The 8,800-nt window shown below is 71.6% G+C and carries 7 protein-coding genes and 1 rRNA gene; 2 read left to right on the top strand and 6 right to left on the bottom strand.

Annotation, left to right across the window (positions count from 1 at the left end):
* Window positions 1-99: 99 nt before the first annotated feature.
* Window positions 100-2,181 carry an APC family permease gene (locus AB0O00_RS22760; protein ID WP_363654532.1) on the bottom strand — a complete coding sequence of 694 codons (2,082 nt, stop codon included), beginning with the start codon at window positions 2,179-2,181 and terminating at the stop codon, window positions 100-102.
* Window positions 2,182-2,411: 230 nt separating this feature from the next.
* Between AB0O00_RS22760 and AB0O00_RS22755 the strand changes: the two genes are divergently transcribed.
* Entirely contained in the window at window positions 2,412-3,080 is a 669-nt protein-coding gene (locus AB0O00_RS22755; RefSeq protein ID WP_363654530.1) for a TrkA family potassium uptake protein, read from the top strand.
* Complete coding sequence (locus AB0O00_RS22750; protein ID WP_363654528.1) at window positions 3,080-3,751, top strand: TrkA family potassium uptake protein; 672 nt, start codon at window positions 3,080-3,082, stop codon at window positions 3,749-3,751. The genes AB0O00_RS22755 and AB0O00_RS22750 overlap by 1 nt, the downstream gene beginning before the upstream one ends.
* An 87-nt stretch (window positions 3,752-3,838) precedes the next feature.
* Here the strand turns inward: AB0O00_RS22750 and AB0O00_RS22745 are convergent, their stop codons facing one another.
* From AB0O00_RS22745 to rrf, 5 genes are all read right to left on the bottom strand, one after another.
* Window positions 3,839-4,591 carry a DUF3159 domain-containing protein gene (locus tag AB0O00_RS22745; RefSeq protein ID WP_363654526.1) on the bottom strand — a complete coding sequence of 251 codons (753 nt, stop codon included), beginning with the start codon at window positions 4,589-4,591 and terminating at the stop codon, window positions 3,839-3,841.
* A 2-nt stretch (window positions 4,592-4,593) separates the two neighbouring features.
* A complete protein-coding gene (locus AB0O00_RS22740; protein ID WP_329931199.1) occupies window positions 4,594-5,001 on the bottom strand; it encodes an OB-fold nucleic acid binding domain-containing protein in 408 nt (135 codons plus the stop codon).
* Window positions 5,002-5,088: 87 nt separating this feature from the next.
* Window positions 5,089-5,769, bottom strand: a complete 681-nt coding sequence (locus AB0O00_RS22735; RefSeq protein WP_033351413.1) for a response regulator — start codon at window positions 5,767-5,769, stop codon at window positions 5,089-5,091.
* A gap of 95 nt (window positions 5,770-5,864) precedes the next feature.
* On the bottom strand, window positions 5,865-8,456 hold the full coding sequence (locus AB0O00_RS22730) for a sensor histidine kinase KdpD (RefSeq protein ID WP_363654524.1): 2,592 nt from the start codon (window positions 8,454-8,456) through the stop codon (window positions 5,865-5,867).
* A gap of 253 nt (window positions 8,457-8,709) precedes the next feature.
* A 5S ribosomal RNA gene (gene rrf, locus AB0O00_RS22725) occupies window positions 8,710-8,800 on the bottom strand; the annotation flags it as partial.

Raw genomic sequence — 8,800 nt, 5'->3', positions numbered from 1 at the left:
CGACCTGCCCGGGCTGGGAGCCGCCCCGGCGGGCGCCCTTGCCGGAGTTGGCGCCGGAGCGGCCGGGCTTGCCCCCGGAGCGGGGCGGGTTGTTGCGGGTCACTGGGAGGATTCCTTGCTGCGGTCGGAGGTCGCACCGGCGCTCGCACCGGTCCGGTCGGAATCCTTCGACTCTACGGCCTTCGGCGCCCGCGGCTCGCCACGGCGGACCGCACCCGGCGCCGACCAGGCCTTCTGCGGCTTGCGCCGCTCGAAGGACTCCAGCTGCCACGGCACCGAGGTGACCATCACACCGGGCTTGAACAGCAGCCGCCCCTTGAGCCGCAGCGCGCTCTGGTTGTGCAGCAGGTGCTCGTACCAGCGGCCGACGACGTACTCGGGGATGTAGACCGACACGACCTCGCGCGGGCTGCTGCGGCGCAGGTTCTTGACGTAGTCCAGGACCGGCCCGGTGATCTCGCGGAACGGCGAGTCCAGCACCTTCAGCGGCACCTCGATCCCGCGCTCGTCCCACTCCTGGCGCAGCGCGTCGGTGTCCGCCGGGTCGACGTTGACGGTGATGGCCTCCAGCGTGTGGGGGCGCGCCAGCTGTGCGTACGCGAGGGCGCGCAGCGCGGGCTTGTGCAGCTTGGAGACCAGGACGATGGCGTGCACCCGCGTGGGCAGCGCGATGTCGTCGGGCTCCTCGGCGGCGGTGAGCTCATCGGAGACGCGGTCGTAGTGGCGCCGGATGCCCTTCATCATCACGAACAGCACGACCATCGCGGCGATCGCGATCCAGGCGTGGCCGATCTTGGTGACCAGGACGACGATCAGCACGGCCGTGGTCATCACCAGGCCGAAGGTGTTGATGGCCCGGCTGCGCTGCATGTGACCGCGCTTGGCCGGGTCGGTCTCGGTGCGCAGCAGCCTGGTCCAGTGCCGGATCATGCCGGACTGGCTCATGTTGAAGGAGACGAAGACGCCGACGATGTAGAGCTGGATCAGCCGGTTGGGGTCGGCGTCGAAGGCGATGACGAACAGGACCGCGGCGATCGCCAGCAGGATGATGCCGTTGGAGAAGGCGAGCCGGTCGCCGCGGGTGTGCAGCTGGCGGGGCAGGTAGCGGTCCTGGGCGAGGATCGAGCCGAGCACCGGGAAGCCGTTGAAGGCGGTGTTGGCGGCGAGCACCAGGATGAGGCCGGTGACGGCGGCGACGAAGTAGAAGCCGGGGGTGAAGTTCGAGAAGACGGCCTCGCTGATCTGGGCCAGCGCGGTCTTCTGGTGGTAGTCGGGGGAGGCGCCGACGAGCTGCTCGACCGGGTTCTCGGCCATCTGGACGCCGGTGAGCCGGGCCAGCCAGATGATGCCCATGAACATCACCACGGCGACGCTCGCCATCATGAGGAGCGTGGTGGCCGCGTTCTTGCTCTTGGGCTTGCGGAACGCCGGGACGCCGTTGGAGATGGCCTCGACGCCGGTGAGCGCGGCGCAGCCCGAGGAGAACGACTTGAGCAGCAGGAACACCATCGCGAACCCGGCGAGCGACTCGTTGCCGGGGGTGGCGGCGAGGTGGAAGCCGGAGCTCTCGGCGGGCAGGTCCTGGCCGAGTGCGAAGTGCCGGAAGAACCCGTAGCAGACCATGCCGATCACGCCGATCATGAAGGCGTAGGTGGGCACGGCGAAGGCGGTCCCGGACTCCCGGACACCGCGCAGGTTCATGCCCATCAGCAGCACGATCACGATGACCGACAGGGTCAGCTCGTGGCCGCGCAGTGAGGGCACGGCGGAGACGACGTTGGCGACGCCGGAGGTCGTGGAGACGGCCACGGTGAGCACGTAGTCGACCATGAGCGCGCTCGCGACGACCAGGCCGGCGGCCGGGCCGTGGTTGACGGTTGCCACCTCGTAGTCGCCGCCGCCGCTCGGGTAGGCGTGGACGTTCTGCCGGTAGGAGGCGACGACGGCGAGCATGACGATCGCGACGACGAGGCCGATCTGCCAGGAGAAGTGGATCGCCGACGCACCCGCGACCGACAGGGTGAGCAGGATCTCCTCGGGGGCGTAGGCCACCGAGGAGAGCGCGTCCGAGGCGAAGACGGGGAGCGCGATCCGCTTGGGGAGCAGCGTTTCGCCCAGTTTGTCGCTCCGCAGGGCGCGCCCGATCAGCAGGCGTTTCGGAAGGTCAGTCGACATAGGCACGTTAAGGAATCGTAGGGGTTTGCCGACAGGGCTTGCGCCGAACTCCCCACCCTTCGTCGCGACTGTGTTCGGTGGACCGGCTAGCGTGTCGGATACGAGCCGGTGGGCAACACTCAGGTTGTCGCGCCGGTACCGAATCAGGACGCTTGCCCCGGCCCTCGGGGCGAGAGAGGGAGATGAACGGTGTTTGCGCAGGTCATGACCCCTACGGAACGGGTGAGGTAGCGCCGGTGCACATCGTCATCATGGGCTGCGGCCGCGTGGGCTCGGCCCTCGCGAGAGCGCTCGAGAAACAGGGCCACTCCGTCGCGGTGGTCGACCAGGACCCGACGGCCTTCCGCCGGCTGGGCGCCGGGTTCAACGGCCGCCGGGTGACCGGGGTCGGCTTCGACCAGGACACCCTGCGCGAGGCGGGCATCGAGGAGGCCGGCGCGTTCGCCGCCGTCTCCAGCGGTGACAACTCCAACATCATCGCCGCGCGGGTGGCCCGGGAGACCTTCGGCGTCGAGAACGTCGCCGCCCGGATCTACGACCCCCGGCGCGCCGAGGTCTACCAGCGCCTGGGCATCCCGACCGTCGCGACGGTCCGCTGGACCGCCGACCAGATGCTGCGCCGGCTGCTGCCGAGCGGCGCCGAGCCGCTGTGGCAGGACCCGAGCGGCAGCGTGCAGCTGGCCGAGGTCGCCTACGACCCGCGCTGGGTCGGCCGCCACCTGGGCGAGCTGGAGGAGGCCTCCGGCTCGCGGGTGGCGTTCGTCACCCGGCTCGGCGAGGGCCTGCTGCCCACGCCGCAGATGCTGCTGCAGGAGGGCGACCTGGTGCACGTGATGCTGCGCCGGGCCGACCTCACGTCCGTCGAGGCCGCGTTCGCGCAGGGACCGAAGGAGGAGGGTCACTGATGCGGGTCGCCATTGCCGGGGCCGGTGCCGTGGGCCGCTCGATCGCGGGCGAGCTCCTGGAGAACGGGCACGAGGTCCTGCTGATAGACAAGAACCCCAACTCCATCTCGGTGGAGCGGGTGCCGCTGGCGGAGTGGCTGCTGGCCGACGCCTGCGAGATCACCTCGCTGGACGAGGCGGCCCTCCAGCGCTGCCACGTCGTGATCGCCGCGACCGGCGACGACAAGGTCAACCTGGTCGTCTCGCTGCTCGCCAAGACCGAGTACGCGGTGCCGCGGGTGGTCGCCCGGGTGAACAACCCGAAGAACGAGTGGCTCTTCAACGAGTCCTGGGGCGTGGACGTCGCCGTCTCCACCCCGCGCCTGATGTCCGCGCTGGTCGAGGAGGCGGTCAGCGTCGGCGACCTGGTCCGCCTGATGCGCTTCAGCCAGGGCAACGCCAACCTGGTCGAGCTGACCCTGGCGGCCGACACCGAGCTGGTCGGCACCCGGGTGGGCGACGTCGCCTGGCCGCAGGACACCGCGCTCGTGACGATCATCCGCGAGGGCCGGGTGCTCGTGCCGGGCAAGGACGACACCCTGGAGGGCGGCGACGAGTTGCTCTTCGTCGCCGCGCAGGAGCGCGAGGAGGAGCTGGAGAACCTCCTCTCGGCCACCTCCGGCGCCCAGTAGGCGCCCCAGTAGGCGACTCCCGGCGTACGACGCAGGGCCCGCACCCCACCCGGGGTGCGGGCCCTGCGTCATCGGGTCCTCGGACGGCTACTTCGCCGGCTCCTCGTCGTCCTCGTCCAGCGGCGCCTTGATCGGCGGCGGCGCCTTCAGCAGGATCTGCCAGGTCACGTACATCGCCAGCAGCAGCGGCGGGATGCCGAGCGCGACCTTGAGCCAGCCGAGCAGGTTGACGTTGTGGGTGAAGTACAGCGGGAAGAGGATCACGGGCTTGATGCTCATGATCACAACCCAGGCCCAGGTCGCCTTGGTGTAGGCGCGCAGCCGGCCCGGGTTCTCCTTGCGCCAGGTGAACATCTCGCCGGTGATCGGGCCGAGCATCAGGCCGATCAGCGGCCAGCGCACCAGCGCGGAGACCGCGAGCCCGATGCAGTAGCCGACGTTCCACAGCAGGCCGGGCAGGTAGAAGTCCTCGGCCCGGCCGCTCTTCATCGAGATCCAGGCGCCGATGGCGACGCCGAACACCCCGCTGAAGGCGTGCTGGACGGTCTCCCGCTTCGCCAGCCGGACCACCACGAACAGGGCGCTCAGCGCGAGCGCGGCCCACGCGGCGGCACTGACCTGGTGGGTGATGTTGTACGTGACGATGAAGACCAGGCCGGGCAGCGTCATGTCGACCATGCCGCGCACGCCGCCGAAGGCCTGCAGGACGGTGTCCGCGGCCTCCTTGGAGGCGGCGGCCTTGCGGGCGGCCTCGTCCAGTTCGGGGTCGCCGCCCTGCGGCGCGTGCCGGGGAGTGGCCAGGTCGAGCCGGGCGGCGTCACCGCCGGGGTGGTTGCTCACGCTCATTCGCTCCCGTGTCCGACCGGACGCAGCTCGTAGCGGGGGTTGAACAGCACGCGGCGCCCGCGTGCGTGGCTGATCCGGCCGCTGGCGACGAGCCGGCGGCCCGGCTCTATGCCCGCGATCGAGCGGCGGCCGAGCCAGACCATGTCCAGCGCCTCGGTGCCGTCGAAGAGCTCGGCCTCCAGGGCGGGCACCCCGGCCCGCGGGCGGAGCGTCACCGTGCGCAGCGTGCCCGCCACGGTGACCAGATCGCGGTCCGCGCAGCCGGCGATCGGCGTGCAGCCCGACTCGGCCGCACTCTCCTGGCGCAGCTCCTCGGCCCGCAGCTCCTCGGCCGACGAGGTCAGCCGGCTGAGCATGCGGCGGAAGCGGCCCTGCGGCTGGTCGCTGCTGTTGTCACCACTCATGCCGGAAGGGTACCGGTTTTCGGGCCCCCGGCGGCAGGCCGAACGGTCGGCGGCGGGCGCCGCGGGGGCCGGGGCACGGGCGGACCGTCAGCTCTCGAAGCGGTAGCCCATGCCCGGTTCGGTGATGAAGTGGCGCGGGTGCGAGGGGTCGCGCTCCAGCTTGCGGCGCAGCTGGGCGAGGTAGACGCGCAGGTAGTTGGTCTCGGTGCGGTAGGCCGGGCCCCAGACCTCCTGGAGCAGCTGGGTCTGGCTGACCAGGCGGCCGGCGTTGCGTACGAGCACCTCCAGCAGGTGCCATTCGGTCGGGGTGAGCCGGACGTCGGTGCCGTCGCGGTTCACCTTCTTGGCGGCGAGGTCGACGGTGAAGCTCTCGGTGACCACGAGCGAGTCGTCCTCGCCGGCCACCGGCTCGGCCCGGCGCACGGCGGCGCGCATGCGGGCGAGCAGTTCGTCCATGCCGAACGGCTTGGTGACGTAGTCGTCGGCGCCGGCGTCCAGCGCCTCGACCTTCTCGTCGGAGGCGTGCCGGGCCGACAGCACGATGATCGGCACCCGGGTCCAGCCGCGCAGCCCGCGGATCACCTCGACGCCGTCCATGTCGGGCAGGCCGAGGTCGAGGACGACGACGTCGGGATGGCGGGCGGCGGCCAGTTCCAGGGCGCTCGCGCCGTCATGGGCCGCGTCGACCTCGTACTTGCGGGCCTTGAGGTTGATCACCAGCGCGCGGACGATCTGCGGTTCGTCGTCCACGACGAGGACCCGGGTCATACGGGCTCCGCCTTTCAGGGCTGTGTCGGACTTGCAGGCTGTGGGACGTGCGGGAGGTGGTGCGGACCGGCGGACGGGGAGCCCGTGTCCGGGTGTCACGTGACGAGCCGCGACAGCGGGTCGTGGCCGTCGCCGGACGGCTCGCCCGGTTCCGGGGGCCGTTCGACGGCGGGCAGGGTGACGACCATGGTGAGGCCGCCGCCGGGGGTGTCCTCGGCCGTGACGGTACCGTTCATGGCCTCGACGAACCCGCGCGCCACCGCGAGTCCGAGGCCCACCCCGGCGCCGCGCGGCGCGTCCCCGTAGCGCTGGAACGGCGCGAAGATCCGCTCCTTGGCGTCCTCGGGCACGCCGGGCCCGCGGTCGACGATCCGCAGCTCGACCCGCCCCGGTCCGCCCGGCGGGTGCAGCGCGTCGGCCTTGACCAGCACCTTCACGCCCGGCGGGCTGTACTTGACGGCGTTCTCGACCAGGTTGGCCAGGGAGCGCTCCAGCAGTCCGCCGTCGGCCCGGATCATCGGCAGCGTCTCCGGGACGTCCAGCCGGACGGACTCCAGCGGGACGCCGCCGAGCGCGAAGGGCACGACCTCGTCCAGGTCGGTCTCCTGGATCAGCGGGGTGACGGTGCCGGTCTGCAGCCGGCTCATGTCGAGCAGGTTGTTGATCAGGTGGTCGAGCCGGTCGGCTCCGGACTCGATCCCGGCCAGCAGCTCCGCCTCGTCCTCCGGGGCCCATTCCACGTCCGCGGAACGCAGCGAGGTGACGGAGGCCTTGATGCCCGCCAGCGGCGTGCGCAGGTCGTGCGAGACGGCGGCGAGCAGTGCGGTGCGGATCCGGTTGCCCTCCGCCTCCCGGCGGGCCGCGGCGGCCTCCCGGGCCAGCCGGCGGCGCTCCAGGACCACGGCGGCCTGCGCGGCGAACGCCCCGAGCAGCCGGCGGTCCGCCGCGGGCAGCACCCGGCCGCGCAGCACCAGCGCGAGGCTCTCGCCGACGGGGACGTCCACGTCGGCCTCCTCCGGGCGCTCCGGCGGGTGCGGACCGGCGGCCGCGACCGGCGCCCAGGCGCCGAGCGGGTCCGGGCGCTCCAGCAGCGCGGCGCTCTCCTGGCCGAAGGTCTCGCGCACCTGCTCCATCAGCGCCGTCAGCACGCCGTCCCCGTTGGGCGCGCCGCGCAGGACCGTACCGGCCAGCGCACTGAGCGTCTGGGCCTCGGTCTGGCTGCGGGCCGCCTGGAGGGTGCGGCGCGCCGCGAGGTCCACGACGGAGGCGACCGAGATGCCGACGACGGTGAATATGGCCACCGCCATGATGTTCTGCGGCTGACTGATGGTGAACGTGTGGATCGGCGGCGTGAAGTAGTAGTTCAGCACCGAGGAGCCGACCAGCGCCGACGCGATCGCCGGCAACAGCCCGCCGACCAGCGCGGCGAGGACCGTCAGCGACAGGAACAGCAGCATGTCGGTGGACAGGCCGAGCCCGCCGATCGCGGTCAGCGCCAGCGCCAGCAGCGGCGGACCGGCCAGGCCGGTCAGCCAGCCGGCCACCGTCCGGGTGCGGCCGAGGTCGGTGATCCGGCGGATCGGGATCCTGCCCCGCCCGCTCCCGGCGTGCTCGTGGGTGACCATGTGGACGTCGATGTCCCCGGCCTCCCGGGTCACCGTCGTGCCGACGCCCGGCCCGTAGAAGTACTGCCACGCGGGGCGCCGGCTCGTGCCCAGCACGATCTGGGTGGCGTTCACGCCGCGGGCGAAGTCCAGCAGCGCCACGGCCGGGTCGTCGCCCAGGACGGCGTGGAACGTGCCACCCAGGCTCTCGACCAGCGACCGCTGCTCGATCAGCATCTGCGGCGACTGGTCGGTGCCCGCCAGCCCGTCCGACCGGGAGATGTGGACGGCCATCAGCTCGCCGCCCGACGTCCTGGCCGCGATCCGGGCCGCGCGACGGATCAGCGTCGCGCCCTCGGGCCCCCCGGTCAGGCCCACCACGATCCGCTCCCGGGCCTGCCAGATGCCCTCGATGCCCTGCTCGGCCCGGTACTTCTGGAGGTACTCGTCGACCCGGTCCGCGGTCCACAGCAGGGCCAGCTCGCGCAGCGCCGTCAGGTTGCCCGGACGGAAGTAGTTGCCGAGGGCGGCGTCGATCTTCTCCGGCGCGTAGACGTTGCCGTGGGCCAGCCGGCGGCGCAGGGCCTGCGGGGACATGTCGACCAGCTCGATCTGGTCGGCCCGCCGCACCACCTCGTCCGGCACGGTCTCGCGCTGCCGCACCCCGGTGATGCCCTCGACGGTGTCGCCGAGCGACTCCAGGTGCTGGATGTTGACCGTGGAGATCACGTCGATCCCGGCCGCCAGCAGCTCCTCCACGTCCTGCCAGCGCTTGGCGTTGCGGCAGCCGGGGACGTTGGTGTGCGCCAGCTCGTCGACCAGCGCCACCTGCGGGCGACGGGCGAGGACGGCGTCCAGGTCCATCTCGGAGAACCTGGCCCCCCGGTGCACCACCTGCTGCCGCAGCACGACCTCGAGCCCGGCGACGAGGTCGGCCGTGTTCCGCCGGCCGTGGTCCTCCACGAACGCCACGACGACGTCCGTACCGCGCTCCTGCCGCCGGTGCGCCTCGGCCAGCATGGCGTACGTCTTGCCGACCCCGGGGGCAGCCCCGAGGTAGATGCGCAGCCTGCCACGTCCCATGAGCACCATTCTTGATCCGGCCCAGTCCGGTAGCCACCCCCGGACACCTGTTCCCCTCCCCCTTCGAGACTACGGCGTGGGAGACGATTTTCCGCTGATCCGTGCACTGAGCATGCTGTTTTAGCGGCATATTGACGGTGCCACAGCCCGGCAGCCGGCCTGTACCCGCCGACCGGCGGGAACCCTCGGACGGACTGCCCGGAAATGCGAAAAGCCCCCGATCCGAATGGATCAGGGGCTTTTCAGAAAAATTGTTCGGCGGCGTCCTACTCTCCCACAGGGTCCCCCCTGCAGTACCATCGGCGCTGTGAGGCTTAGCTTCCGGGTTCGGAATGTAACCGGGC

Origin of the sequence: Kitasatospora sp. NPDC093558, assembly GCF_040683475.1 — a bacterium.
Lineage (GTDB): Bacteria > Actinomycetota > Actinomycetes > Streptomycetales > Streptomycetaceae > Kitasatospora.
Note: the sequence above shows the minus strand (reverse complement) of the source record. Positions and strands in the feature narration are given on the sequence as shown.